The organism is Seohaeicola saemankumensis (assembly GCF_042678485.1).
Taxonomy (GTDB): Bacteria; Pseudomonadota; Alphaproteobacteria; order Rhodobacterales; family Rhodobacteraceae; genus Seohaeicola; species Seohaeicola saemankumensis.
Window position 1 is genome coordinate 298,236 of sequence record NZ_JBHTKR010000003.1, and the last position, 26,657, is coordinate 324,892.

Genomic DNA, 26,657 nt, shown 5'->3' on the forward strand with positions numbered 1-26,657 from the left:
CAGCGGGCCACGGGCAGCCATGGCGCGGGGGAAAACCGCCGATGTCAGGCGTGCTGGCGCGGAACGATGCGCTTCTCTTTTTAATCGCCAAGGAGTGTGATTTAACCCGAATGTGTCAGGAGATTTAAATGAAATTTCGCTTCCCCATCGTCATCATCGACGAAGACTACCGTTCGGAAAACACCTCGGGGCTTGGTATCCGCGCCCTGGCGCAGGCCATCGAGAACGAGGGCTTCGAAGTTCTGGGCGTGACAAGCTACGGCGATCTGTCCCAATTCGCGCAGCAGCAGTCCCGCGCCAGCGCCTTTCTTCTGTCGATTGACGACGAGGAATTCAGCCCCGGTCCCGATCTTGACCCGGTCGTTCTGAACCTGCGCAGCTTCATCGAGGAAGTGCGCTGGAAAAACGCGGATGTGCCGATCTATGTCTATGGCGAGACCAAGACCAGCCGGCATCTGCCCAACGATATCCTGCGCGAATTGCACGGCTTCATCCACATGTTCGAGGACACGCCCGAATTCGTGGCGCGTCACATCATCCGCGAGGCGAAAAGCTATCTGGAAGGCATCCAGCCGCCGTTCTTCAAGGCGCTGCTGGACTACGCCGAGGACGGATCCTATTCCTGGCATTGTCCGGGGCATTCGGGCGGCGTTGCCTTTCTGAAAAGCCCGATCGGGCAGATGTATCACCAATTCTACGGTGAAAACATGCTGCGCGCGGATGTCTGCAACTCGGTCGAGGAACTGGGCCAGCTGCTGGATCATAACGGCGCCATCGGCGCGTCCGAGCGCAATGCCGCGCGCATCTTCAATGCCGATCACTGCTTTTTCGTGACCAATGGCACCTCGACCTCGAACAAGATGGTCTGGCACCACACGGTGGCACCGGGTGACGTGGTCGTGGTTGACCGGAACTGTCACAAATCCATCCTGCACAGCATCATCATGACGGGGGCGATCCCCGTCTTCCTCAAGCCGACGCGCAACCATTTCGGCATCATCGGCCCGATCCCGCAGTCGGAATTCGAGGTGAGCGCCATCAAGGACAAGATCCGCGCCAACCCGTTGCTGGAAGGGGTGGACCCCGAAACGGTCAAGCCCTGCATCATGACCCTGACGCAATCGACCTATGACGGGGTTCTCTACAATACCGAAAAGGTCAAATCGATGCTGGACGGCTATGTGGCGAACCTGCATTTCGATGAAGCCTGGTTGCCGCACGCGGCCTTTCACCCGTTCTACGGCAGCTTCCATGCGATGGGCCGCAAACGCGAGCGCCCGATGCATTCGGTGACCTATTCGACCCAGTCGATCCACAAGCTGCTGGCGGGCATCAGCCAGGCAAGCCACGTTCTGGTGCAGGACAGCCGCGACACCAAGCTGGATCGCCACCTGTTCAACGAAGCCTACCTGATGCACAGCAGCACCAGCCCGCAATACAGCATCATCGCAAGCTGCGACGTGGCCGCCGCGATGATGGAGCCGCCGGGCGGCACGGCACTGGTCGAGGAAAGCATCGCAGAGGCGATGGATTTCCGCCGTGCGATGCGCAAGGTCGATCAGGAATACGGACCCGATGACTGGTGGTTCCAGGTCTGGGGTCCCGACGCGCCGGAGGATGAAGGCATCGGGCGCACGGAGCACTGGATCCTCAAGAAAACCGACTCGGACGGGGTGCAGCCATCGGATGGCGAGGATTCATGGCATGGGTTCGGCGACATGGAGCCCGGCTTCAACATGCTGGACCCGATCAAGGCCACGATCGTGACGCCGGGGCTGAACATGGACGGGCGTTTCGAGGATGCGGGCATTCCCGCCTCGATCGTGACGAAATACCTCACCGAACATGGCATCGTGGTGGAAAAGACCGGGCTTTACAGCTTTTTCATCATGTTCACCATCGGCATCACCAAGGGCCGCTGGAACACGCTGCTGACCGAGCTTCAGCAGTTCAAGGACGACTATGACCGGAACCAGCCGATGTGGCGGGTCATGCCCGAGTTCTGCGCGAAACACCCGCGCTATGAACAGATGGGGCTGCGCGATCTTTGCCAGCATGTTCATACGCTTTACGCGAAACATGACGTGGCGATCCTGTCGACCGAGATCTACCTGAGCGATCACATGCCCGCGATGAAGCCCAGCGATGCCTTCGCGCAGATCGCGCGCCGGACCACGCAACGGGTTCCGATCGACGATCTGGAAGGGCGGATCACGACCAGCCTGATCACCCCCTACCCGCCCGGCATACCGCTGCTTATTCCGGGGGAAGTGTTCAACAGGAAGATCGTGGAATACCTCAAGTTCAACCGCGCCTTCGCACAGGAATGCCCCGGTTTCGAGACGGACATTCACGGATTGGTCCAGGAAACCGGGCCTGATGGCGTGCTGGGCTATTACGCGGATTGCGTGGCGATCTGATCCTGCAAATCCGCGCGCGATCAGGGTCCCGGCCCGGTCGGCAAGTTCTGGCCCGCGCGTGTTCCGCGCGGGCAGGCAAACCGTCAGGCGGCGGGAACCACGGTCAGGTTCGACGCTGACCTGATACCACCTACGCCGGTCATCCGCACCGCTGGTCCCTGGCGCGTCAGCCCAGGCCAGGCCTGGGTCAGGGCGATCAGACCTTCCTCCAGTTCGGCACGGGCCAGGGCCTCGCCCAGGCAGCGATGCGGCCCGCCGCCGAAGACCAGATGCAGGCGCGGATGATCGGTGCGGCGGATATCGAACCGATCGGGGTCAGCATAAAGCGCATCGTCCCGCATGGCCGACATCATCGACAGCGACAGCACGCGATAGGCGGGGATCACCACGCCTGATGCCTCGATCGGTTCCAGCGTGAAGACCGGGATCGACCCGATCGAGGGTTCGAACCGCAAGCCTTCGGCCACGGCGCCCGCGGCCATGCCGGGATCGGCGCAGACCATATCCCACTGGTCGCGATGATCCAGCAACAGGGACACCAGCGCCGTCATCGCCGCGCGGGTGGTATCCGCCCCGCCGATGATCACGGTGACGATCTGTGTGATGATCTCGGTCGGGGACAGGTCGCCCTCGGCATCGACGCGGGCGACATAGGCGCTCAGGAAATCATCGCGCGGGGTGGTGCGACTGTCTGACAGCAGCCGATCGACATAGGCGTGCAACTGGGCTGCCGCAGCGTGAATGTCGTCGAATTCCTCGGGCAGGGTGCCGAAGGCCAGCCCCTTGGTCATGCGGTAGACCAGGCTTGTGAACTCGGGCACGTCGGCTTCGGGTGCGCCCAGGATCTCGGCGATGGTGCGCGCGGGCAACTGTGCCGCAAAGGTGTCGCGCAGATCCAGCGCCTCGCCTGGCGTCCAGTCGGCCACAAGCCGGTCGGCGGCGCGCCGGATCGACGGGCGCAGCATGTTCATCAGCGGATAGGCAAAGGCGCGCGCCAGCGGTGTCCGACGCCGCACATGATCGCGCCCATGCGACAGCAGCAGTGTTTCACGCGCCCATGCAAGGAAAGGGCCTTCGGCGACACCTGCGGCCTGCATGCCTTCGACGCCGATCTGGCGGATCCGGGGGTCGCCGAACATGCGCTGTACATCGGCTGCCCGCAACATCATGGCCGATCCATCGCTGAACCCGGCGACAGGCCCCAGCGACCGCGCCGCACGGAACATGCCATGCGGATCGGCCATGAGCGCCTTGAAGGGAATACGGACAAGGCCCGTATCCTCCATCAGGAAAGGCATCTCGGGCTTTGGATCGTCTTGCGCCATGGTATCTTTTTGCATCGGCCGCTCCTTCAAGCTGGCCATGCCCAGTCGGCTGACCCCTGGCCGTCAGGTTCCAGCATGGCTGGCCAGTAGTCAAACCCTATGTCGCCGGGGGCGTATCGGGGTCGTAGAACTCGGAATTCTGCGCGCGCACCGCCAGCCACCAGCCTGACTGCTGCGGCCAAGTCGAAAAATCCGTGTCATGCCCCAAGGATTGCGCCGCATGCAGGGTCCACATCGGATCAACCAGGGCTTCGCGCGCGATGGCGATCAGATCGGCCTGCCCGCTTGTCAGAATGGCCTCGGCCTGTTCGGGATGGGTGATCAGACCGACGGCGATCGTGGGAATCTCCGCCTCGTGCCGGACGCGTTCCGCATAGGGCACCTGAAAGCCGGGCTGGCGTTTGGCACCGCGCGCCGATGTGGCACCGCCCGCGATACCGCCAGAGGAACAGTCCACGATATCGACGCCCAGATCCTTGAGTGCGCGCGACAGGACGACCGTATCGTCCAGCTGCCACCCTTCGGGCATGCCATCGACCGCCGAGGTGCGGAAGGCCAGCGGAATGTCATCCGGCAGGGCGGCGCGCACCGCCTGCGCGATCTCCAGGGCAAGGCGCATGCGGCCTTGCAGGTCGCCGCCATAGGCATCCGTGCGCGTGTTCGAGATTGGCGACAGGAAACTGTGGACAAGGTAGCCATGCGCGCCATGGATCTCGATCAGCTTGTAACCCGCGGCCAAGGCACGCCGGGTCGCGGAAACGTAATCCGCGATCAGGGTCTGGATATCGGCAAGGCTCATGTCCTGCGGGACCGGCCAGCCATCGGCCACCGGGATCGCGGAGGGTGCAACCGGGGTCCATGGCATGTCACCGCGCGCAAAATCCTCCGCGTTCAGCGGGCCATTGCCGAACCAGGGCCGCTGCATGCTGGCCTTGCGGCCGGCATGTCCCAGCTGGATCGCGGGAATGGCACCGTGGCGCGACACGAACTGCGCGATGCGGGCATGGCCGGGGATCTGGCTGTCATCCCACAGGCCGGGGCAGCCATGGGTGATGCGGCCCTGCTTCTGCACAGCCGTGGCTTCGGTGAAAACGATCCCGGCACCGCCGATGGCGAAGCGCCCCAGGTTCACCAGGTGCCAATCCTCCAGATGACCGTCATGGGCCGTATACTGGCACATGGGCGATATGACGACACGATTGCGCGCAACCACGCCCCGCATCTGGAAGCTTTGGAAAAGAAGCGGTGTTGTCGGCATGTGGCTTGTCCTGCATGAATGTCATCGGGCGCGCCCACGGCGGGCGCAACAGCGCATGATGTTGCCGACATCGGCGGGAAGATCAACCTGTCGGTGCAATCGGCGGGTGTTGCGCCGGCAGGCTGACGATTGCTGCGGACGATCCTGTCGGGTAGATCAGGACGGGAACACATCCCGCAGGAGGACCATCATGCCGCAACCCAAACGCAAGGTCATCATTTCCTGCGCCGTCACTGGCGCCATTCACACGCCCAGCATGTCGCCGCATCTGCCGGTGACCCCGGCGCAGATCATTCAGCAAAGCCTTGAGGCGGCTGAGGCGGGTGCAACGATCCTGCACCTTCACGCCAGGGACCCCGAAACCGGTCGCCCCACGCAGGACCCGGATGCGTTTCGCGCGTTCCTGCCGCAACTCAAACAGGCCACTGGCGCGGTCCTGAACCTGACGACTGGCGGCAGCCCGCACATGACCGTCGAGGAGCGCATGCGCCCCGCGGCAGAGCTGAAGCCCGAGGTGGCCTCGCTCAACATGGGGTCGATGAATTTCGGGCTCTATCCGATGCTGGGCCGGTTCACGGACTTCAAGCACGACTGGGAGAGGCAGCATCTGGAGAACAGCCGCGATCTGGTGTTCAAGAATACATTTGCGGATATCGAACACATCCTGAAGATCGGGAATGCCAATGGCACGCGGTTCGAATTCGAATGCTATGACACCAGCCATCTTTATAACCTGGCGCATTTCGTGGATCGCGGGTTGGTCAAGGCGCCGTTCCTGGTGCAGACCGTGTTTGGCCTGCTGGGCGGCATCGGCGCCCACCCCGAGGACGTGGCCCATATGAAGCGGACCGCCGATCGTCTGTTCGGGGACGCCTATATCTGGTCGGTGCTGGGGGCGGGGCGCAACCAGATGGCGGTTATCGCCCAGGCGGCAGCACAAGGCGGCAATGTCCGTGTGGGGCTTGAGGATTCGCTCTGGATCTCGCCGGGCAAGCTGGCCGAAAGCAACGCGGACCAGGTGCGAAAGGCGCGTGAGATCCTGTCCGGCCTCAGCCTTGATGTGGCCACACCGGACGAGGCGCGCGAGATGCTGGGCCTCAAAGGCGCGGCAAACGTCGCCTTCTGAGGCATGGTGCATCTTCAAGCCCGCGTCAGGCGCGCCTTGCGACCAGATCGATCTCGACCAGGGCACCGACCGCAAGCGCGGTAACACCGATGCAGGTGCGCGCCGGAAGCTTGCCCTGCTCGAAATAGCTTTTGTAGGTTGCGTTCATGGGTTCGTAATCGCGTTCGAAATGCGTCAGATAAACACGCGCCTGCGCGACGTTCTTCAGGCTCAGCCCCATCCCGTCGAGAACCAGGATCAGGTTGTCCATCACGCGGCGGGTCTGTGCCTCGATCCCGTCCGGCAGGGCGCGGTCGGGTTCACCGGGCCATGTGGGCATCTGGCCTGTCAGAAACACCCAGCCATCCACTTCGGAGGCATGTGAAAAGGTGGCCACAGGCCGCGGCGCGCCATCAATCATGTGAAACGTGGGGTAAGGCATGCGGCTCTCCGTTTGCTGGGCCGATATGATGGGCCATGCGGTTGCGATTCAGTCAGGCCACAAGGCCATGGATCGCAGATCCGGGCAATCGAAACACGCACCTGCCCCGGCATCGCCGAAAGAACCCGCTTGTTCACAAGGCGGGACGAAGATCAGGTGCTGCCGAGGTGGCGTTTTGAAAGCGGGCCGCCAGCGTGAAAATCGCAGCCTCGTCATGGCTGGGCGCGACGATCTGAAGGCCGACAGGCAGCCCGGCGCGGGTCATGCCCACCGGCAAGGAGGCTGCGGGCTGCCCTGTCAGATTGAACGGATAGGTGAAGGTGGCCCAGGACACGATGCTTTTGTCAGCATAGCCGGGCGGCACATCATGGCCCACGTCAAATGCAGCGACCGGCAAGGTTGGCGTCAGCAGCAGGTCATAGCCTTGGAAGAACTGGCGCATCTTTTCACGGAAGGCGTAGCGTTCGAATACCTTTTGGTAATAGCTGTCCATGTCCTGGGAAATGGCGATCCTGAGGACCTCCAGAACCGCCGGATCAAGCCTTTCCGGCGCGTCCAGCAAGACCTGGCGCAGCTTCGTGCCGACCCCGGCATAGAACTCGGCCGCCCAGAGGTCGACCGGATCATCCATCACATGATCGACCAGTTCCACGTCCACGTCCAAGCCGGCGATTGTCGCCACGGCATTGGCGGTGATCTGTGCAACCTCGGGATCGACGCGGCCATACCCCAGGGTCGGACTCCAGGCGACGCGCATGCGGCGCGGGTCACGCATCGCCACGTCCGGATCGGCAAGCGGTCCGTTGACCGTGGCCGGATCGCGCCGGTCATAACCCGCGATGACCGACAGTACCGTCGCCGCGTCTTCGACATTGCGCGTCAGCGGCCCGACATGGGCCAGGGTTGGCGTGGCCGAAGTCGGAAAGACAGGGACGCGGCCGAACTGGGCCTTGATCCCGAACAGTCCGCAAAGTGAGGCCGGAATGCGGACCGACCCGCCACCATCGGTGCCGATCGCATAGGGCACAAGGCCGGCGGCCACCATGGCCGCGGCCCCGCAGCTGGAACCGCCCGGCGTCTTTTCAGGGTTCCACGGGTTGCGCGTGATCCCCGTCAGCGGGCTGTCGCCCACAGCCTTGCACCCGAATTCGCTTGTGGTGGATTTGCCAAGGATCACCGCACCGGCCTTGCGCAACCGTTCCACGGATGGGGCATCCTGGGCCACGGGCGCATCCGACACGGCACGAGAGCCGAACCGCTGCGGCATGTCCCTGACGGCGATCAGATCCTTGATGGATGTGGGAATGCCATCCAGCACGCCGATCCTTTCGCCGCGCCGGATACGTTCGTCGCTTGCCCGGGCACTGACCCGCGCGGCATCGAAATCGACATGGCAGAACATGTTGAGCCGGGGTTCAAGCTGATCATGACGGGTGATCACCGCCTCAAGAAGCTCTGTTGCTGAAAACGCCTTCTGGTTCAGCCCGGTGCTCAAGTCGCCAAGGCTTTTGAAGCTGAAATCGGACATCTTTTCCCCCATGCGCGGCTCAGCCTGATGATAGGCACGTTCCGGCGCGGCAAACAACGCTGTCTCGGCAGTCCGCGGGCACGCAAGCCATGCCTTGATGCGGTATCAGGGCAGGTTGCCGGATCGCGCGGATTGGCCACAAGGTGAACACGCGCCGAAAAGACCCGCCGTCAGGTGACCGTGAACTGGCCCATCATGCCGGCGTCTTCGTGTTCAAGGATGTGGCAATGGAACATGAAGGGGGTGTCTTCGCGGGCCGGCTGGTCGAACCTTGCGATGATCTCGGTCTCGCCGGCGACCAGGACGGTGTCTTTCCAGCCTGTGTTCTCGGGCCGTGGCGGGCCACCATTTTCCGACAGGACGCGGAAGCGGATGCCGTGAACATGGAACGGATGCGCGACCATGGTGCTGCGGATCCGCCATTTTTCGACCGATCCAAGTGCAACCCTGAAATCAATCCGGCGCATGTCATAGGGTCGTCCGTTGATGCCAAACCCGCCGCGCCCCATGCCCATACTGCCCATGCCTCTGCCGCCCATTCCCATACCACCCATGCCCATACCACCCATGCCGCCCATTCCCATATCAAGCGAGACCTGCCGCGTCCCGGCATCGGCAAGCGGCAGATCGTCGACCACGCCGTCCAGTTGGTCGGGGATGCTGGTGATCCGTGCCGTCAGCCGGGGGTCTACGGCGAATTGCATGACACCGTAGGCCTGTCCGGGATCGCTCAGTAGGATCGGCGCGCCGCCTTCCGCGAAATCCACAAGCACTTCGGCCCGTTCGCCGGGTGACAGCCGCAGCATCTTCAAGGCGATCGGTTCTGCAACAAAGCCCCCATCCGTCGCCACCAGATGCATCGGCCGCGCATCGTCGAAAAACAGGGTGCAGATCCGCGCGTTCGCACCGTTGAGCAGCCGCAAGCGAACCATCCCCTGCGGCACGACCGCCGTTGCCCCCGCCTGCCCGTTGACCAGCATCCGGTTGCCGGCAAAGCCGTGCATCACATCCATCATCGACGGGTTGTAGACCATGCGCCCGGCCTGATCGAACCGCCTGTCCTGCAGCACCAGCGTAAGATCGTCCAGGCCGTAGTCAGAGGGCAGGCCCCGGTCATCGTCGCGCCCATCGGTCAGGTGGATGACCCCGGCAAGACCGAAATACACCTGCTTTGCCGTGCGTTCATGGATATGCGAGTGATACCAGATGGTCGCCGGATCCTGCGCGATGGTCATGGCAGGACGCCAGACAGCGCCGGGGGCAATCGGAAGGTGCGGGCCGCCGTCATGCTCTCCTGGCACCAGAAGGCCATGCCAATGCGCGCTGACGGGTTCATCAAGGGCGTTGCGCAGCTCGGCATCCAGATCACCGTTCTGCATCACGATGGTCGGTCCCAGATACGCCTGGTTGAACCCGGCGGTCGCACCTTCCGGCCCGCCGGCAAAGCCGGTTTTTCCAGGCGTTGCCGTCAACGCAAGTCGTCCCGTCTGCCGCGTGTCAAGACGCGGCGGCATGGCAAGACGCGCCTGCGATGCGGGGACTTGCGCGAAGGCCTGCCGGATCGAGGTATGGGAAAGCGCACCCGCGGTCAGGATTGCCGCGGAGGTGGAAGTCAGGAAATCGCGTCTGTTCATGGCAAACCCTTGCGTGACATGCGAATGGATGCGGCACCCTGACAGAGGCATATCACGCCGCGCGATATCCGGGCGATATTTTCGGCGGACTGGCTGACACCCTGGATCAGTCGGCCAGCAGCTTTCTGCGTTCGGCGAATTCTTCCGAGTCGATCTCGCCCTTGGCATACCGTTCCTTCAGGATCGCCAGAGCACGGTCTTGCCCGGCCTGACCGGCCGTTGCGGACCTGGCACCCGCAGACTGGCGCAGAATATAGACGACCCCCACCACGATGGCGGCCACTGTCAGGATGATGAAAAGCGGCCCAAGAAGCATTCCAAACCCTCCCCAATGGGTGCCGCCCCACATCATGTCATATCCATGATGGTAGTAGCTGTTTCTATCCGGAATATTGCCGACCTGCGCCATCGCAGAGGTGGCGACACCGCCAAATGCGGCGGCGATTCCGGTCAGGACCATACTATCCTTGTGCCCCATGATGCGTCTCCTTGTTGCTGGTGCGAAATCCGACTTGCAAAAACATTATCTTGCACGTGCAGGCAGCCGTCCCTGATCTGGATCATGATGGCACGATGACGATCAGGTGGTGCTATCAGCTGCTTGTCGCCGCATATCGAAGCCCCCCGCGCCACAAGAAAGAATGGCGGGCAAAGCCATTTGAGAGCCATGCGAGCGTCGCGGCGCAACTGCGGGCCAGTTGCAAAGGCCCGGATCGGGCGCTTCGGCTGCGGGTGGTGGGGATGGGGATGGGGATGGGGCAATTTATGCCGGGCCATCAGTCGTGCAAGACCGCTGCTGCCTCAAGAATTTCTTAATCTTCTAATAATCTCCATTGAATCAACGGAGGATTGAATGATGAACACACTCAAAACGGTAGCTTTTACCCTTGCAGTTTCAACGGCCTTGGCCGTTCCGCTTGCAATCGGTGGGTTCGATTTGTCAGTTGACCCGGTGCATGCAAAAGCGGGCGGCGGCGGCGGTGGGAATGGCGGCGGCAACGGTGGCGGAAACGGTGGCGGAAACGGCGGCGGGAATGGCGGCGGAAATGGCGGCGGGAATGGCGGTGCGGCCAGCGCTTCGGATGCGAATGGCGTCGCCGGGAACCCCGGAAACGGCAAGGATGTCGGACAGGCGGGCGAAGCGCCAAACGGCAAGGACGGCGCCTGGGGTGGAGGATCCCGTGGCATGTCCGACGGGGACAAGGGAGAGGCAGACGACGCCGAGGCCGAAGATGTCGCAGAAGATGCCGATGACACGGATGCCGAAGACGACGCGGATCAGGAAAGCAGCAGCGCAGCCCCTGACGCCGAGACCGCCGAAGAGGGATATGCGGCAAACGGCGGCGACGCCTGACCAAGGGCCGGCGTCCGGTCATGCCCGGACGCCACATAGCCGCGATGGTGGACTTTTTCCGGGTCTCTCTGACAGTGCCGCTTGCAGGCGCTTTGGCCCGTTAAACCCAGATCAAGGAGACGCCCCCGGGCTTGGCCAGAGGTTGGCGGCGACTGGCCGGAATTGACCTGATGCCTATCCCGGGGCTGATTGCAGGCTTTTCAAGCTGCGGGATCCATCACGCGTGCGCGCAGGGCGAATTTCTGGATCTTGCCGGTCGAGGTCCGGGGAATGGGCATGAAAATGAACCGTCCAGGCACCTTGTAGGGCGCCAGCTGCGCGCGGCACCATTCTTTCAGCATGTCGGTATCCAGATGGTGACCTGATGCAACCTCGACAAAGGCGCAGGGGGTCTCGCCCCATTTCTCATGCGGCATGGCGACGACCGCCGCGACGGCAACGGCCGGATGTCGGTAAAGGGCTTCTTCCACTTCGATGGAGGAAATGTTTTCCCCGCCCGAAATGATGATATCCTTTGAGCGATCCTTGAGCTGGATATAGCCGTCGGGATGCATGACACCCAGATCGCCGGAATGGAACCAGCCGCCGGCAAAGGCCTCTTGCGTGGCCTTCGGATTGCGGAAGTAGCCCTTCATGACGACATTGCCGCGAAACATGACCTCGCCCATGGACGTGCCGTCGCGCGGTACCGGCCGCATGGTTTCGGGGTCCAGCACTGCAAGCCCTTCCAATGGCAAGTAGCGCACACCCTGTCGGGATTTCAGTTTCGCCTGTGCGGCGGCCGGCAGATCGGACCAGTCCGCGTGCCAGTCGTTGACGACGGCGGGACCATAGGTTTCGGTCAGCCCGTAAAGATGCGTGACATCAAACCCGGCGGTTTTCATGTCCGCAAGCAGCGTCTCGGGCGGCGGGGCGGCGGCGGTAAAGAATTGCACCGTCCGGTCAAGGGGGCTTTTGACGGCCTCGGGGGCCGCGATCATCAGCGACATCACGATGGGTGCGCCGCACAGATGCGTGACACCATGATCGGCAAGGGCGTTCCATATCTGATCAGCGCGCACCTGCCGCAGACAGACATGCGTGCCGATGATCGCGGATAGCGTCCAGGGAAAACACCAGCCATTGCAGTGGAACATCGGCAAGGTCCAAAGATAGACCGCGTGTTTCTGCATGGAGGATGTCAGCGCGTTGCCTTGCGCCAGCAGATAGGCGCCCCGATGATGCGACACCACGCCCTTGGGGTCTCCGGTCGTGCCGGAGGTGTAGTTGATGGATATGGCATCCCATTCGTCCTCGGGCATGAGCCAGGCAAAGTCGGGATCCCCCGCGGACAGGAACGCCTCGTAGGCGGGCAGGTCATCCTGCGCGGGCGTGGCATCGAACACCGGGTCATCATACCGGATCACCAGGGGGCCGACGGCCGCAAGCGACAGCGCCTCCTGCATCAATGGCAGGAACTCCCGGTCGACGATCACGACTTTCGCCATGGCATGATCAAGCTGGAACGCGATGATCGAGGCATCCAGCCGCGTGTTGATCGAATGCAGGACAGCGCCGCACATCGGGACGCCGTAATGGCACTCCAGCATGGCGGGCGTGTTTGCCAGCAAGGCCGATACCGTATCGCCGCGCCCGATACCACGCGCCGCCAGGGCAGAGGCCAATTGCCGCGACCTCGTGTAGAAGTCGGCATAGCTGCGCCGCAGATCGCCGTGGATGATGGCCGTATGATCGGGAAAGACACTGGCCGCCCGTTCCAGAAAGGTCAGCGGCGTCAAAGGCTGATGATTCGCCGGGTTTCGATCCAGATCGGTGTTGAAGAGGTTCGCGCGCATGGGATCAGGCATCCTGCCACAGGGGCGCGCGTTTTTCGATGAAGGCACCGATGCCTTCTTCGGCGTCCCGCGCCAGCATATTGTCGACCATGACACCGGAGGCATAGGCATAGGCCTGCGCCAGTGGCATGTCGCGCTGCGCATGATATGCGCGTTTGCCCGTCGCCAGGGTCATGCTTGATTTGGCGGCAATCTTGCGCGCCAGCAGCATCGTTGCCGCCCGCAGGTCTTCAGGGGCAACGGCGTGATTGATCAGCCCGATCTCGGCGGCGCGGGCCGCAGGTGTCATGTCTCCGGTCAGCAGCATTTCCATCGCGTGTTTGTCTGCGACATTGCGTGACAAGGCCACCATCGGGGTCGAGCAGAACAACCCGATGTGCACCCCCGGCGTGCTGAACTGCGCCGTGGTGGCCGCAATCGCCAGATCGCAGCTGGCCACAAGCTGACAGCCCGCCGCCGTGGCGACACCCGTAACCTCGGCAATCACCGGCTTGGGGCAGTTGACGATCGCCTGCATGACCCCGGAACACATATCCATGACCATGGCAAAATAGGCTTTGCCACTGTCCGGCCCGGCGCGGCCGGCCGTCATTTCCTTGAGGTCGTGGCCCGCGCAAAAGGCAGGCCCGTTCGCGGCCAGAATGATCACACGGACCGCAGGATCGTTGCCCGCCGCAGCGAAGGCCGCGCCCAGTTCAGCCAGCATGGCCTCGGAAAGGGCATTGCGTCTTGCGCCATCGTTAAGGGTCAGGCGCAAGATGCCGCTGTCGTCTTGTTCATGCAGCAAGATAAGGCTGTTGGTCATCAGATCCGGTCCTGTGGTGCGGTTCAGAGAATGTTGATCTCGACGCTTTCGGCGAGGGTGTTGGCGATAAAGCAGTATCGATGGGCACGGTCCTGCATCTGTGCCAGGGCCGCGTCGTCAACGCTGAACCCGGTGTCAAAGCGGACAACCGGATTCAGATCGATGCGCGTGACCGACATCTGCCCCTTGGCGTTCTTGCCAAGATGGGCCTCGGCGTGGTCGTGATAGCTTGCCACCGGCCAGCCCGATTTGGCGGCAAGCGCCAGAAAGGTCATCATGTGACAACTGGAAAGCGCCGATGCGAGGGCCTGCTCGGGGTTGGTGTTGTCGGTCGCGCCGCCCCAGTCAGGGGCGGCGTCAACCTGCAGGTCGAAACGATCGTTGAACTGTACCGTATGCGCGTTCGAATATTTGCCGGGTTCAAGGGCAGGCTCCACGCGATGCCAATGCAGCGAGATCGAAAGGTCAGACATGTTGCCGGCTCCTGAACTGGTGGCAGCGATCAAGCCGCGGCCAGCTTTTTCTTGGGATCGAAGAAGGGACGCTCCACGATGGTTGCCCGGGTCGGGCCGGAGGGGGTCACGACTTCGATATCCATGCCGACATGGGCGAAGTCCGCAGACACCATGGCCAGGGCGATATTCTTCTCAAGCCGTGGGGAATAGACAGCCGACGTGACCTTGCCGATGGCCGCGCCATCCTTGTTGATGGTCCAGAAGGTGGTGTTGGGGCCCTGCATCGGCTCGCAGTCGATAATCAGCCCGACCTGCTTGCGGCTCACGCCGGCCTGCTGGATCCGGCGCAGCGCGGCCTTGCCGATGAAGTCGGCCTCCATGTCCAGGTTCACCAGCCGGTCAAGACCCAGCTCGTAGGGGTTGGTGTTGATATCCGCGTCAGCGTGATAGGACAGCATCCCGCCTTCGATCCGGCGGATCGAAGAGGTGTGGCCGGGTTTCAGCCCGAACGCCATGCCGGTTGCCATGATGCGTTCCCAAAGCGCGTCACCATGTGCGCTGTCGCGCAGATAGATCTCGTAGCCCAGTTCGCTGGACCAGCCGGTACGCGAGACGATCAGGGGAATGCCGTCCAGCTCGACCTCGCGCAGCCAGTAGTATTTCAGGTCCATGATGCTGTCGCCAAAGAGGGCCTGCATGATCTCGCCCGATTTGGGGCCCTGCAGCTGCAGGGGCGACACATCCGGTTCGCCGATCGTGACATCAAGGCCGGAATGCACCGCCACGCCCTGCGCCCACAGCAGGATGTCGCTATCCGCCAGAGAGATCCAGAAATGGTTTTCCGCCAGGCGCAGCAGGATCGGATCGTTCAGGATCCCGCCATCGGCATTGGTGATCAGCACGTATTTGCACTGCCCGACGGCCATGCTGGACAGGTCGCGCGGGGTCAGCATCTGGACAAACCTTGCCGCATCCGGGCCGGTGATCTCGACCTGCCGCTCTACCGCCACGTCGCACAGGATGGCGTCATTCACGAGGTTCCAGAAGTTCTGTTCCGGATTGCCGAAATCGCGCGGGATATACATGTGATTGTAAACCGAAAACCCCGTGGCGCCCCAGCGGACGGTTGCCTCGAAATAGGGGGATTTGCGGATCTGTGTGCCAAAACCGAAGCCGTCTGCGTTCATCTTTTTCGCCCTTTCTGCGTGACCGGCGACAGGGCCGGGGATCGACTGAAACTGGCGAAAACTTATGTGCGAAACCTGCGTGAAAGCGGACCAAAGTTATCAAGACTTCAGGCTGAACGGGCCATTTTTTCGGCAGAATGCAAACCGTTCAGTCGCGCGGGCTCATCTGCCGGCATGCGCGGCCAGCTTGGCCAGGTTGGGCCGGCTTGTCTTGACGCTCCGAGTCGCGATGTAGGTCATGTAGCGATCAACACCGATCTCTGCGTCCTGCATCGATTGCATGAGGGTCTGGAACAATGCTAGGCTTGGGCAGATCACCTTGAGCACGTAATCCATGCCGCCGCCTGTCGCGATACATTCGGTGAACTCGTCATGGGCTTTTACAAATGCTTCGAACCGGTCGAAATCGGCGGTTCTGTGGTGCGTCAACGATACGGTCACGTATACCTGGACGAAATCACCCACCTGCCCCAGTGCGATATCGCTGTGATAGCCCTTGATGAAGCCCGCGGCCTTGAGGCGATCCAGACGGGCCCAGCACGGGGTAGGCGAGATGCTGACGATCTCCGCAAGCCTGGTCTTGCTCAGCGGCCCATGCTGCTGCATCGCACTGAGGATGCGAATATCCGTCGCATCTAGGCCAAACCTTTTCATTCGTTCGCGTCTTTCGCTTTCTGTCCGCGGCATCAGGACCATCAAGGGAATGCCCGCCGCCATCTGGAATGACCGTAACGGCCCAATTGGACGGGGGCGCCAGAATTTGCGACCAATTCTTTGTCAACCGCGTCCATTTAGGCCCAGCGGGCATCTTGCGCTGTCCCACCGGCGATGTCGGGCGCCAGGTATTCCGCCCTGCCGGGTATATGCCGCCTTCGGCAAGGGTAGCTGCCATGCGGCGGCCTTCCAGGGGGCCTCTTGGCATGGCGGCAAACCTGGACTATCTAGCAGCCTCCCGGTCGCAGCCTACCCGGGTAACAAAACAAGGGTACCTAGATGAAGACTATCGTGATCTGCTCCGGCGGGCTGGATTCCGTTTCACTTGCGCATATGGTCGCGCGGGAACGGGACCTGACCCGCCTTGTTTCATTCGATTATGGCCAGCGTCACCGCAAGGAACTTGATTACGCCGCGCTTTGTGCCCGGCGGCTGAATGTGCCGCATGATGTCATTGATCTGCGCGCGATCGGCGCGGCCCTGACGGGATCCGCGCTGACCGACGACATAGATGTGCCGGATGGCCACTATGCAGAGGAAAGCATGCGTATCACGGTTGTGCCGAACCGCAATGCGATCATGCTGACCGTGGCCTTTGGCGTTGCGGCGGCACGTGGCGACCAGGCGGTCGCGACAGCGGTGCACGGGGGCGACCATTTCATCTATCCCGACTGCCGCCCGGCCTTCACGCAATCCTTCGAGGCGATGCAGAAGCTGGCATTGGACGGCTATGCCGATGTGTCGCTTTACACGCCTTTCGTACACCGGACCAAAGCCGATATCGTCACCGCAGGCGCGCGCCATGATACGCCCTTCGCGCTGACCTGGTCTTGCTACAAGGGCGGCGAACATCACTGCGGCCGTTGCGGCACCTGCGTCGAACGGCGCGAGGCGTTTGACCTGGCGGGCGTCGCAGACCCCACCCCCTATGACGATCCGGATTTCTGGATCGAGGCTGTCGCCAGAAAGGAACGTGGCTGATGTACCGGATCACCAAGGAGTTCCATTTTTCCGCGTCGCATCAACTGTCACATCTGCCCGATGATCACCAATGCGCGCGGTTGCATGGGCATAATTACATTGTCGTGGTTGAACTGGCCTCGGCAGACCTGAATGCCGACGGCTTCGTGCGCGACTACGCAGAGCTCAAGCCGCTCAAGACCTATATCGACGAGGTGTTCGATCATCGTCATCTCAATGACGTGATGGATACGGCATCGACAGGCGAAAACATGGCGCGGCATTTCTATGACTGGTGTGCGGCCCGCTGGCCCGAAACAACAGCCGTCAAGGTCAGTGAAACGCCAAAGACCTGGGCGGAATACCGGCCATGACCGCGCTGCGTATCGCCGAGATCTTCGGCCCCACCGTGCAGGGCGAGGGGGCGCTGATCGGGCAACCCACGGTCTTTGTGCGGACAGGTGGCTGCGACTATCGATGCAGTTGGTGCGACAGCCTTCACGCGGTGGATTCTGCCTTTCGCAGCACATGGGCGGCCATGACCACCGATCAGGTCTGGTCCGAAGTGACCCGCCTGTCCCGTGGGCGTCCGCTGACCGTGTCGCTGTCAGGGGGCAACCCCGCAATCCAGGACTTCACCGACCTGATCGCGCGCGGCCATGCCGAAGGCTACCGTTTTGCCTGTGAAACGCAGGGGTCCGTGGCAAAGCCGTGGTTCGCGCAACTCGATACCCTCGTGCTCAGTCCGAAACCGCCATCCAGCGGTGAAACGGTTGATTGGGGGACCTTCGACGCATGCCTGTCGGCTGCGGCGGGCGCAGGGCAGATCGTCATGAAAATCGTGATCTTCGATGAACGCGATTATGGCTGGGCCAGGGCCGCTGCCGACAGATATCCCGACCTGCCGCTTTATCTGCAACCCGGCAATCCCGAGGTTGATCCCGAGGTGCCGGTCGATCCGCAAAGATTGGCGGATCGGCTGTTGTGGCTGGTCGACAAGACGATGGAAGACGGCTGGTTCGCCCCCAGGGTGCTGCCGCAACTGCACGTTCTTCTTTGGGGAAACAAGCGCGGGGTCTGATCCGCATCGCGAGGTAACATGGAAACGATTTACAGCAACCTTCAGCAACTGGGTGGCAAGACCGAATTGCCCGCCTCCCCGGAAGAGGCGACGCTTGAGCGGGTGGCAAACCCGCAGGCGGGCATCGCATATTGCGTGCGGTTCACGGCCCCTGAATTCACGTCGCTCTGCCCGATGACGGGTCAGCCTGACTTCGCGCATCTGGTCATCGACTATGTGCCCGGTGACTGGTTGGTCGAATCGAAATCGCTCAAGCTGTTTCTGGGCGCGTTTCGGAATCACGGTGCGTTCCATGAAGATTGCACGATCTCGATCGCGCGCCGCCTGGTTGATTTCCTGAACCCTCAATGGCTGCGGATCGGTGGATACTGGTACCCCCGTGGCGGCATTCCGATCGACGTCTTCTGGCAGACGGGCGCCGTTCCCGAACAGGTCTGGATCCCGGATCAGGGTGTGCCGCCCTACCGTGGCCGAGGCTGACGGGACGGGGCCCATGACGGGGCCCATGACGCGGCAATTGGCGCGGATCGGATTGCAGCCATTCGCGCATGATGCAACGAATGGCTGCAGCACCGTCAATAGATCTGTTTCAGCTCGCTGTAGTCCCCCCGCAGTTGCAGGGTCACGGTGATGTCGCTGCTGTCACGGTTGCGCCAGAACCAGCCGTGTTCGCCCGCGAAAGGGGCCTCGATGCTGCCCTCTCCTGCAGTTTCGCCGCGACCACGGGAATAGTCGATCGACTTGCCCTCGCCATGGGCATGCAGGTCGAAGTTGATCCGCCCGCCTGTCGCGGTCCAGGCGTAGGTGGCGGTCATGCCAGCCTCCATCACCAGCTTGATTTCGGCCGTGGCGCCGGGCGCGAGGGTAAAGGTCACCTCGTCGCGCCAAGCCTCCTGCGCCTGGGCCACATTGAAGAGCGCGGCGAAGACGGCGTCGATCAGGTTCAAGGATTGATCGCCGTGAATTTCAGCATCGCGCGCGGCCTCCTCGGCCAGTTCGCGCTTGATCTCGCCCATCTCGGTCAGGCCGGTCACGCGGCCCAGGCCTGTGGGGTCGATGGCATGTTCGGCAGGCAGGTAGACGGTGACAAGGATCACCACCGCGCCGATGGCCGCCGCGATGGTGGAGCGGAACAGCTGCGCCTTGGTGGGAAGGTCTTCGAGGCGGGGTTTGGGTGCATTGCGCATGTGGTTCTCCGATATGTCAGGTGGACGCGATGTAACCGGCGATCTGCTGGCCGGTCAGGATCACGCCAAGGACGATCATGATGATGTTGACGGCCGTTGCCTGCCGCATGAAGTTCGGGCTGCGCCGCCAGTACCCCATGACGATCAGGATGACCGCCAGGGCCAGGATCTGGCCGATCTCGACGCCAATATTGAAGGCCAGAAGGTTGGGCAGAAGCCCATCCTCGGCGATCTGGTATTCAAGGATCTTGGTCGCCAGGCCCGTGCCGTGAAACAGTCCGAAGATCAGCGTCGCGGCCTTGGTATCGGGCTGGATCCCGAACCATTTCCGGTAGGCGCCAAGGTTGTCGAGCGCCTTGTAGACCACCGACAGGCCGATGATCGCGTCGATGACATAGGCGTTGATGCCCCAGCCATACCAGACACCCAGAAGCATGGTGATCGAATGGCCCACCGCGAAGATGCTGACATAGATGGCGACGTCGCGCATCCTGTAGAGGAAGAAGACGACGCCCAGCAGGAAAAGGATATGGTCATATCCCGTAACCATGTGCTTGGCGCCAAGGTAGATGAAGGGGATGATGTTCACCCCCCAGATTTCCTGGATATAGCCGGCATCGCCGGGTGTGACGTTATGGGCCTGCGCCTGCGCGGTGCTGACCATGAAGGCCGCAAGGACAAGAAAGGCCAGTTCGAGCGCCCGGCGTATCGCCCGCGCGCAAAGGCCCCGTTGAATCGAGGTCATGGAAGGTTCTCCGTTGAAAATTATGTCTGATCGTCAAGACTGCCCGGGCAGCAACGGTCAGGCGCGCGGAGGTCGGTCAATCCGGAAAACGCGGGGCGCAGGTTCCTGCGACGGGTGAAGACGCCAGTTGTCTTTCTGGTTGTAAACCGGCGCAGTGTCATGCGGCGAGACCAGGAAGGCCTGGGTATGATCGTGATCCAGCGCATCATGGCTGTGCCCATGCAGCGCCCATGCAAGATCCTCGGCAAGGCCATGCGAATGGCCATGCGTGGCGATCATGTCGGCGTGATCCTGAAGGGTCTCCAGCACCGTGGGCACATGCGTGGCGCCGGGCAATATGGACCAGAACATGACAGACAGGCAGATGCATGCTGCCAACGCCTGTCGTCCGAGGGTCCACCAAGGCTGCATCTTTGTTGTCCGCCTGCTCATTTGGCCGCAGCGCGCGTGTCGCGCCATCTTGTTCCATACCCCTTGGGGGGCGTGTCTTTTCTCTAGGGCGAAACACCATATCCATGCAACCCGCGCCGTCTTGGTCCTCCGGCTGAAATGCGGCGACGGGCGTCTGCGCGCGGCACCACAGGCATAGGTTTGTGATCGACGATGACCGTCCCCGCTGGGCGTCACATCTGCAAGCCCGCAAAACGGCGCATGAACCTGTGCACCCGGTGGTCAATCATGCGACCGTTCACGGAAAAGTAGGGTGCATAAACCACGCAGGCGTTGACAGCTTGCGGATGAACCGACAATCAAGGTGCATGTTGTCACGGATGATCATGACCAGGTTGATCAGGACGCTCTTGGGCGTGCTCCTTCTCCTGTCCGTGACAGTCTATCCGCCGTCTGCTGCCCATGCCCATCATGCGTCGCATGGTCCGGCTGCGGCTGTGGATGCGCAGGCTGCACATCATGCCCATCACGGGGATCATGCACATCACGACAGCGGCGATGCCCATGGGCGGGGTCTGAAGGCGGCCGACAGCGGCACGTCGTCTGATACGCCCAACTGCTGCCAGGGCATCTGCATGGCGGCGGTCATCGCGCAATCCCCGACGGTTCTGCCGGATGGGTATCGTGCGGAACACAAGGCGACATGGCTGCCGCATTTTTCCCTGGGCGAGCCCACACGGCATCTGCGACCGCCAAAACACCTGATCTGATCGCGATCCCGCAGGCGGGATCAACAACGTGATGCGTGTCCATGACAACATGGACACTGAATGATCAGGGTATCCAGATGAAATCCTACCTGTTTGCGGGGGCCACAGCCCTTGTACTTTCGGCCTGTGCCCAAGGTTCGACACCCTTGCCGGACATTGCCGCCCAGACGGCCATGACACATGCCACGCATAGCTCGCCCGTCACCTTCAGCGATCCGTTCGCGGGTTATACCGACCGGACCCCGACCGGGCCGCGCGACTGGCGGCAGGTGAATGACGAACAATCGGAGGGCAACTGATGCAACGCAGAACCATTCCGATGATCCTCGGACTGCCGCTTGTCCTGGCCGCCTGCGCCACTGCGGTGCCGGAAAATTACACCACGCCAAAGGCTGGATTTGCCGCAGTCTCGGAACAGACCGCGGCAGCCATCGGCAAGCGCACGGCCTTCGCGCAGACCCAGGCCGAGAATGACGCGCTGCGGCGCGAAGTGCTGGCCATGGTGCAGGGCAAGACCATTTCCGCCGACACCGCGGTGCAGGTCGCATTGCTGAACAACAAGGGCTTGCAGGCCGCCTATGCCGAGATCGGACTGTCGGCAGCCACGGCATGGCAAGAGGCCACCCCGGTCAATCCGGTGGTGTCGATCGGCATTCTGGGCATCGGGGCCGCCGAACTTGGCGCCTACCGCGCCATCGAGGGGATGATCGCGTCCAATCTGTTGGCGGCGCAGACACGCGCACAACGCATGGCCCTGGCGGATGTGAATTTCCGCGCGGCACAGGCGCGCGCGGTGAATGATACGCTGATGCTGGCAAACCAGACCCGCGTGGCCTGGGTCAAGGCCGTCGCGGCCTTTGAAACGGTCAGCTACCTGCAACGGGCCAAGGTCACGTCGGATGCCGGGGCCGAGCTGGCGCAACGTCTGGGCGAGACGGGCGCATTGAACAAGGCCGGCCAGGCCCGCGAATTCGCGTTCAACGCGGAACTGGCCGGTCAGTTGGCGCAGGCGCGGCTGAATGCCACCCGCGCCAAGGAGGAGCTGTCGCGCCTGATGGGCCTCTGGGGGGATGATCTTGCCTATTTCGTGCCTGATGCCCTGCCATCACTGCCCCGCGCGATGAATGCCGTGTCGGCGATCGAGGCGAAGGCACTGAACAACCGCGTCGATCTGCGGATTGCCAAGCTTGACCTGGAAGCGCAGGCGGCGGCCTTCGGGCTGACGGATCGGACCCGCCTTGTGACCGATCTGGAACTGATCGCGGGCCTTGAGGCCGAGCGCGAAGCAGAGGGCGGCGATATCGAAACCGAGGTCACGCCGCAACTGGAACTGGAATTCGCCATTCCGATTTTCGACACCGGCAAGGCCCGGATGCGCAAGGCGGAACTGTCCTATCTTCAGGCGGCAAACGTCCTGGCGCAAAAGGCCGTGACTGTCCGGTCCGAAGCCCGTGCCGCCGAGGCGGGATACCGCGCGACATATCGCATCGCGCAGCATTACCGCGATGTGGTGGTCCCGCTCAGGGCCACGGTCGAGGAAGAGGGGCTGCTGTCCTATAACGGGATGATCACCAGCACCTTCGAACTGATCAGCGCCGCCCGCGACAAGCTGGGCGCCGAATTGCAGGCGGCGAATGCCAAGCGCGATTTCTACCTTGCACAGGCCGACCTGACCGCCGCGATCTATGGCGGCGGCGCGGGGGCCTCAGGTTCTGCTGAAACTGCTGCTCTCGCCGCTGGCGGCGATGTCAAACATTGAAAGGACGAATGAGATGTTCAACAGACGTCAATTGCTGGGGGCAGGTGCGGCGGGTGCGGCGCTTGTCTCGTCAAGATCCTGGGGCCAGACCGCGAACATGGGCCTGCCCGAGGCCGCGTTCATGGATAGCGCCGCAACCCAGATCACGCCGCGCCCGACGTCAGGGCCGGATTACACCCCTGTGGTCACGCTGAACGGCTGGACGCTGCCGCACCGCATGAACAATGGCGTGAAGGAATTCCACCTTGTCGCCGAACCCGTCGAGCGTGAACTGGCCGAAGGAATGGTCGCGCATCTGTGGGGGTATAACGGGCAATCGACCGGCCCCACGATCGAGGCCGTGGAAGGCGACAGGGTACGCATCTTCGTCACCAACAAGCTGCCGGAACATACCACGATCCACTGGCACGGGCTGATCCTGCCCTCCGGCATGGACGGTGTCGGCGGCCTGAGCCATCCGGCGATCCCGCCGGGCAAGACCTATGTCTACGAATTCGACCTGATCAAGTCCGGCACCTTCATGTATCACCCGCATGCCGATGAGATGGTGCAGATGGCGATGGGGATGATGGGCATGTTCATCGTGCATCCCAAGGACCCGACCTTCCGCCCGGTGGATCGCGATTTCCTGATCATGCTGAACGCCTTCGACATTGATCCCGGCACCTATGTGCCACGGATCATGACGATGACGGATTTCAACCTCTGGACATGGAACAGCCGCATCTTCCCCGATATCGACCCTCTGGTGGTCAACAAGGGCGACAGGGTGCGGGTGCGGGTCGGCAACCTGACGATGACGAACCATCCGATCCACATGCATGGCTATGACTTCAAGGTGACATGCACCGATGGCGGATGGGTGCCCGAAAGCGCGCAATGGCCCGAAGTATCCATCGACATCCCCGTGGGCGCGATGCGCGCCTATGAGTTCACGGCCGATCACCTGGGGGACTGGGCGATTCACTGCCACAAGTCGCATCACACGATGAACGCGATGGGCCATGATGTGCCCACATTCATCGGTGTGAACAAGGCAGAGCTGACCCGCAAGATCCGCAGCTTCCAGCCGGAATACATGCCGATGGGCACAGCGGGCATGGCCGACATGGGCACGATGGAAATGGAACTGCCTGACAATACGGTGCCGATGATGACCGGCTGGGGACCGCATGGCCCGATCGAGATGGGAGGCATGTTCTCGGTCGTGAAGGTACGCGAGGGTATTGCCCCGGACGATTACGCCGATCCCGGCTGGTATCAGAACCCGCCGGGCGAGCAGGCCTATGAATGGACAGGCGAGCTGCCCGAATTCACCCGCGTCAATGACGCGCGCACCCGATTGACCCCCAAACCCGACAGCAAGGGCTGACCGCCCCTGCAAACACCAGATCATCCAGTGAAAAGGACCCCGAGAATGAAAACGATACTGCTGACGACAACCTTCGTCATGTCTTTTGGCGGCGTGGCACTGGCGGCGGGAACCCATGCCGGTGGGCATGGGCATGACATGATGGCGATCGGCGCACCTGCGAAGGGCGCGGCGGATCGCACCGTCGAGGTGGCCATGCGCGAAACCGAAGATGGCGCGATGGTGTTCGAGCCTGCCCGGCTGGATTTCAACGCAGGCGAAACCGTGCGGATCGTCGTGACCAACGCAGGCGAGCTGGACCATGAATTCGTGATGGATTCCCCTGAAAAGAACGTCGAGCACAAAGCGCTGATGGAGAAGTTCCCCGAGATGGAGCATGACGATCCGAACGCGGTCCGGCTGGAACCCGGTGCCAAGGGCGAGATCCTGTGGACCTTTACCAACAAGGGAACATTCGAATTCGCCTGCCTGATCCCCGGTCATTACGCCGCCGGGATGCATGGCCCGCTCATCGTCAACTGACACCCCTGACAGAAAAGGAAAACCGGAATGAACATTCTCAAGACAGTGACCATGACCACCCTTGCGCTGACGCTTGGCACGACGGTCGCATTTGCCGAAACCTTTACCAAGGGCGTCGTCAAGAAAGTGGATGCACCTGCCGGCAAGGTCACGATCATCCATGAAGAACTGGTCAGCCTCGATATGCCCGCCATGACGATGGTGTTCCGCGCCGACGCAGAGCTGATCGCCAAGCTGGCCGAGGGTGACGAGATCGAATTCACCGCCGATCGCGTTGAAGGCAAGCTGAAGGTCACGGCGCTGAAATAGGCGCCAGGATCGGACATGGCCGCATCTGATCCCCTCTGCGGGGGATCAGATGTGCGCCCCGGGACTCAAGGACACGGCATGAAACGATTGGTTTTGGGGACAGCCCTTGCCGCCGCGGCGATCGGCGCCTTTTCCCTGATGCAGCCTGCGGACACCGACAGGACAGACCCGCGCGCGGATGCAGCGCTGGAAGGGGATGCGATGGTTGCCGTACTGATCCCGGCCAGCTTCAGCCCGGCCGAGCAGATGGGCAAGCGCGGCTTCGATGCCGCTTGTGCCGCCTGCCACGGCGCAAATGCAAGGGGCCGCCAGGGTGTCGCCCCACCGCTTGTCCACAAGATCTATGAGCCCGGCCACCACGGCGATGCGGCATTCATCCTGGCGGCACAGAACGGGGTGCGGGCGCATCATTGGCGCTTTGGCGACATGCCACCCGTCGCAGGTGTCACGCGGGCCGATGTACTGAATATCGTGGCCTATGTCCGCGCGTTGCAGCGCGAAAACGGTATCAACTGATCCGACGGGCCGTCATGATCCCGCCCAGCGCGCGGCGCCCCCTTGCTTTGCGGTGTTGCGTCACTGATGGCCGAGGCATGACATTTTTGGTCCCGCCAGCCTCAGCCAAGGTGCCGGATCCTGTGTCGGGCGCATCGTATTCCCTGAAATGCTTTGATCCGCTATGAATGGGCATGCTCAAGTTTGACAAGGAAACCACCGACCTGCTTGAGATCGCCTACAAGGGCGGGGACGCAAGTCGACGCAGGCGGATGGCCTATGATGCGCTGCACCTTTCTGCAGGGGACGTTGTCGTCGATATCGGTTGCGGCAATGGCCTGCTGACCGAAGAGGTTGCGCGCGCGGTGGGAACGACCGGACTTGTTGTTGGCGTGGACCCCAGCGAAGACATGCGCGCGCCTGCCGCTGCGCGATGTGCGGCATTTCCAACGGTTCGGATCATGGACGGTTTGGCAGATGCGCTGCCGATGGAAGATGGATGCGCCGACAAGGCCGTCGCCCTTCAGGTGCTTGAGTATCTTCGGGATATTCCGGCGGCGATGCATGAGGCAAGCCGCGTTCTGCGCCCCGGTGGGCGGTTTGTTGCAGTCGATACAGGTTGCAATACCCTCGACTGGTTTTCCGAGGATGGCGATCGAATGCGGCGCATTCAGGCGGCGTGGGATCACCATTACACAGAAGCGCGTGTGGCGGCTCTCTGGCCTTGTCTGGCACGAGAGGCAGGGTTTACCGCGATAGACGTCGCCCCCTTTACCTTCTGCGATGTGACTTTGCGGCCAGATGGCATTGCTTTCATGCTGATGCATCTGATGTCACGCTACGCATCGGAAAACGGTCACGTCAGCGCAGCCGAAGCTCAAGCCTGGTTTGACGAACAAGTGGCGCTTGCACAGCAGGGGCGCTTCTTCTTTTCCCTGACATATTACCGGATGAGCGCCATCAAACGGTAGATTGCGGCGTGTGGGTTGGCCGGCATCCCTGGTC

29 protein-coding genes are annotated in these 26,657 nt (G+C 62.2%); 15 read left to right on the plus strand and 14 right to left on the minus strand.

The features are described 5' to 3' along the window. Positions 1–128 precede the first annotated feature (128 nt). On the plus strand, positions 129–2,420 hold the full coding sequence (locus tag ACFQ3C_RS08305; RefSeq protein ID WP_380790445.1) for an Orn/Lys/Arg family decarboxylase: 2,292 nt from the start codon (positions 129–131) through the stop codon (positions 2,418–2,420). A gap of 83 nt (positions 2,421–2,503) precedes the next feature. On the opposite strand, the gene ACFQ3C_RS08310 is transcribed toward ACFQ3C_RS08305, so the two are convergent. Both ACFQ3C_RS08310 and ACFQ3C_RS08315 read right to left on the minus strand, forming a co-directional pair. Then, positions 2,504–3,760: a cytochrome P450 gene (locus tag ACFQ3C_RS08310; RefSeq protein WP_380790447.1), complete on the minus strand. Its 1,257-nt coding sequence runs from the start codon at positions 3,758–3,760 to the stop codon at positions 2,504–2,506. An 82-nt stretch (positions 3,761–3,842) separates the two neighbouring features. Beyond that, on the minus strand, positions 3,843–5,003 hold the full coding sequence (locus ACFQ3C_RS08315) for an NADH:flavin oxidoreductase/NADH oxidase (protein WP_380790449.1): 1,161 nt from the start codon (positions 5,001–5,003) through the stop codon (positions 3,843–3,845). Between the two features lie 190 nt (positions 5,004–5,193). Here ACFQ3C_RS08315 and ACFQ3C_RS08320 point away from each other — a divergent pair, with 190 nt between their 5' ends. Further along, a complete protein-coding gene (locus tag ACFQ3C_RS08320) occupies positions 5,194–6,129 on the plus strand; it encodes a BKACE family enzyme (RefSeq protein WP_380790451.1) in 936 nt (311 codons plus the stop codon). A gap of 25 nt (positions 6,130–6,154) precedes the next feature. Here the strand turns inward: ACFQ3C_RS08320 and ACFQ3C_RS08325 are convergent, their stop codons facing one another. The 4 genes from ACFQ3C_RS08325 to ACFQ3C_RS08340 form a co-directional block, all read right to left on the minus strand. Beyond that, the gene (locus ACFQ3C_RS08325; RefSeq protein WP_380790453.1) at positions 6,155–6,550 is read right to left on the minus strand and encodes a RidA family protein; all 396 of its coding nucleotides are present in this window, start codon (positions 6,548–6,550) and stop codon (positions 6,155–6,157) included. 133 nt (positions 6,551–6,683) lie between these two features. Next, entirely contained in the window at positions 6,684–8,078 is a 1,395-nt protein-coding gene (locus ACFQ3C_RS08330; protein ID WP_380790455.1) for an amidase, read from the minus strand. 170 nt (positions 8,079–8,248) lie between these two features. Continuing rightward, the gene (locus ACFQ3C_RS08335) at positions 8,249–9,712 is read right to left on the minus strand and encodes a multicopper oxidase domain-containing protein (protein ID WP_380790457.1); all 1,464 of its coding nucleotides are present in this window, start codon (positions 9,710–9,712) and stop codon (positions 8,249–8,251) included. Positions 9,713–9,818: 106 nt separating this feature from the next. Beyond that, positions 9,819–10,190 carry an SHOCT domain-containing protein gene (locus tag ACFQ3C_RS08340; protein ID WP_380790459.1) on the minus strand — a complete coding sequence of 124 codons (372 nt, stop codon included), beginning with the start codon at positions 10,188–10,190 and terminating at the stop codon, positions 9,819–9,821. A gap of 378 nt (positions 10,191–10,568) precedes the next feature. Between ACFQ3C_RS08340 and ACFQ3C_RS08345 the strand changes: the two genes are divergently transcribed. After that, a complete protein-coding gene (locus ACFQ3C_RS08345) occupies positions 10,569–11,066 on the plus strand; it encodes a hypothetical protein (protein WP_380790461.1) in 498 nt (165 codons plus the stop codon). A 200-nt stretch (positions 11,067–11,266) separates the two neighbouring features. On the opposite strand, the gene ACFQ3C_RS08350 is transcribed toward ACFQ3C_RS08345, so the two are convergent. From ACFQ3C_RS08350 to ACFQ3C_RS08370, 5 genes are all read right to left on the minus strand, one after another. After that, the gene (locus ACFQ3C_RS08350) at positions 11,267–12,901 is read right to left on the minus strand and encodes an acyl-CoA synthetase (RefSeq protein ID WP_380790463.1); all 1,635 of its coding nucleotides are present in this window, start codon (positions 12,899–12,901) and stop codon (positions 11,267–11,269) included. A gap of 4 nt (positions 12,902–12,905) precedes the next feature. Continuing rightward, entirely contained in the window at positions 12,906–13,706 is an 801-nt protein-coding gene (locus ACFQ3C_RS08355; RefSeq protein WP_380790466.1) for an enoyl-CoA hydratase, read from the minus strand. 23 nt (positions 13,707–13,729) lie between these two features. Continuing rightward, a complete protein-coding gene (locus tag ACFQ3C_RS08360; protein ID WP_380790468.1) occupies positions 13,730–14,179 on the minus strand; it encodes an OsmC family protein in 450 nt (149 codons plus the stop codon). A 29-nt stretch (positions 14,180–14,208) separates the two neighbouring features. Then, positions 14,209–15,348 carry a glycine cleavage T C-terminal barrel domain-containing protein gene (locus tag ACFQ3C_RS08365; protein WP_380790470.1) on the minus strand — a complete coding sequence of 380 codons (1,140 nt, stop codon included), beginning with the start codon at positions 15,346–15,348 and terminating at the stop codon, positions 14,209–14,211. A gap of 162 nt (positions 15,349–15,510) precedes the next feature. Beyond that, positions 15,511–16,002, minus strand: coding sequence for an Lrp/AsnC family transcriptional regulator (locus ACFQ3C_RS08370; protein ID WP_380791131.1), 492 nt, complete (start codon positions 16,000–16,002; stop codon positions 15,511–15,513). Positions 16,003–16,341: 339 nt separating this feature from the next. Between ACFQ3C_RS08370 and queC the strand changes: the two genes are divergently transcribed. Genes queC through queF form a run of 4 tightly spaced genes read left to right on the plus strand, consistent with a single transcriptional unit; the run spans position 16,342 to position 18,583 of the window. Then, positions 16,342–17,043: a 7-cyano-7-deazaguanine synthase QueC gene (queC, locus tag ACFQ3C_RS08375; protein WP_380790472.1), complete on the plus strand. Its 702-nt coding sequence runs from the start codon at positions 16,342–16,344 to the stop codon at positions 17,041–17,043. After that, positions 17,043–17,396: a 6-carboxytetrahydropterin synthase QueD gene (gene queD, locus ACFQ3C_RS08380; protein WP_380790474.1), complete on the plus strand. Its 354-nt coding sequence runs from the start codon at positions 17,043–17,045 to the stop codon at positions 17,394–17,396. Before queC ends, queD begins: the two co-directional genes overlap by 1 nt. Continuing rightward, the gene (gene queE, locus ACFQ3C_RS08385) at positions 17,393–18,103 is read left to right on the plus strand and encodes a 7-carboxy-7-deazaguanine synthase QueE (RefSeq protein ID WP_380790476.1); all 711 of its coding nucleotides are present in this window, start codon (positions 17,393–17,395) and stop codon (positions 18,101–18,103) included. The genes queD and queE overlap by 4 nt, the downstream gene beginning before the upstream one ends. A gap of 18 nt (positions 18,104–18,121) precedes the next feature. Next, complete coding sequence (queF, locus tag ACFQ3C_RS08390; protein ID WP_380790479.1) at positions 18,122–18,583, plus strand: preQ(1) synthase; 462 nt, start codon at positions 18,122–18,124, stop codon at positions 18,581–18,583. Positions 18,584–18,678: 95 nt separating this feature from the next. Here the strand turns inward: queF and ACFQ3C_RS08395 are convergent, their stop codons facing one another. From ACFQ3C_RS08395 to ACFQ3C_RS08405, 3 genes are read right to left on the minus strand one after another with little or no spacing between them, the layout of a single operon-like run. Then, positions 18,679–19,290 (minus strand): transmembrane anchor protein, encoded by a 612-nt coding sequence (locus ACFQ3C_RS08395; RefSeq protein WP_380790481.1) that lies wholly within the window; start codon positions 19,288–19,290, stop codon positions 18,679–18,681. A gap of 16 nt (positions 19,291–19,306) precedes the next feature. Continuing rightward, positions 19,307–20,035 (minus strand): HupE/UreJ family protein, encoded by a 729-nt coding sequence (locus tag ACFQ3C_RS08400; protein WP_380790483.1) that lies wholly within the window; start codon positions 20,033–20,035, stop codon positions 19,307–19,309. A gap of 57 nt (positions 20,036–20,092) precedes the next feature. Continuing rightward, positions 20,093–20,386: a hypothetical protein gene (locus ACFQ3C_RS08405; protein ID WP_380790485.1), complete on the minus strand. Its 294-nt coding sequence runs from the start codon at positions 20,384–20,386 to the stop codon at positions 20,093–20,095. A 455-nt stretch (positions 20,387–20,841) separates the two neighbouring features. Here ACFQ3C_RS08405 and ACFQ3C_RS08410 point away from each other — a divergent pair, with 455 nt between their 5' ends. From ACFQ3C_RS08410 to ACFQ3C_RS08445, 8 genes are all read left to right on the plus strand, one after another. Further along, positions 20,842–21,195, plus strand: a complete 354-nt coding sequence (locus ACFQ3C_RS08410; RefSeq protein WP_380790487.1) for a hypothetical protein — start codon at positions 20,842–20,844, stop codon at positions 21,193–21,195. Between the two features lie 41 nt (positions 21,196–21,236). Further along, the gene (locus ACFQ3C_RS08415) at positions 21,237–21,494 is read left to right on the plus strand and encodes a hypothetical protein (protein WP_380790489.1); all 258 of its coding nucleotides are present in this window, start codon (positions 21,237–21,239) and stop codon (positions 21,492–21,494) included. Next, positions 21,494–22,954 carry a TolC family protein gene (locus tag ACFQ3C_RS08420; protein WP_380790491.1) on the plus strand — a complete coding sequence of 487 codons (1,461 nt, stop codon included), beginning with the start codon at positions 21,494–21,496 and terminating at the stop codon, positions 22,952–22,954. The genes ACFQ3C_RS08415 and ACFQ3C_RS08420 overlap by 1 nt, the downstream gene beginning before the upstream one ends. 13 nt (positions 22,955–22,967) lie before the next feature. After that, positions 22,968–24,326: a multicopper oxidase family protein gene (locus ACFQ3C_RS08425; protein ID WP_380790493.1), complete on the plus strand. Its 1,359-nt coding sequence runs from the start codon at positions 22,968–22,970 to the stop codon at positions 24,324–24,326. 45 nt (positions 24,327–24,371) lie between these two features. After that, the gene (locus ACFQ3C_RS08430) at positions 24,372–24,848 is read left to right on the plus strand and encodes a cupredoxin domain-containing protein (protein ID WP_380790495.1); all 477 of its coding nucleotides are present in this window, start codon (positions 24,372–24,374) and stop codon (positions 24,846–24,848) included. Positions 24,849–24,875: 27 nt separating this feature from the next. Further along, positions 24,876–25,157: a copper-binding protein gene (locus ACFQ3C_RS08435; protein WP_380790497.1), complete on the plus strand. Its 282-nt coding sequence runs from the start codon at positions 24,876–24,878 to the stop codon at positions 25,155–25,157. Positions 25,158–25,235: 78 nt separating this feature from the next. Then, complete coding sequence (locus tag ACFQ3C_RS08440) at positions 25,236–25,673, plus strand: c-type cytochrome (protein WP_380790499.1); 438 nt, start codon at positions 25,236–25,238, stop codon at positions 25,671–25,673. A 173-nt stretch (positions 25,674–25,846) separates the two neighbouring features. After that, complete coding sequence (locus tag ACFQ3C_RS08445; RefSeq protein WP_380790502.1) at positions 25,847–26,623, plus strand: methyltransferase domain-containing protein; 777 nt, start codon at positions 25,847–25,849, stop codon at positions 26,621–26,623. The last annotated feature ends 34 nt before the right edge of the window (positions 26,624–26,657 follow it).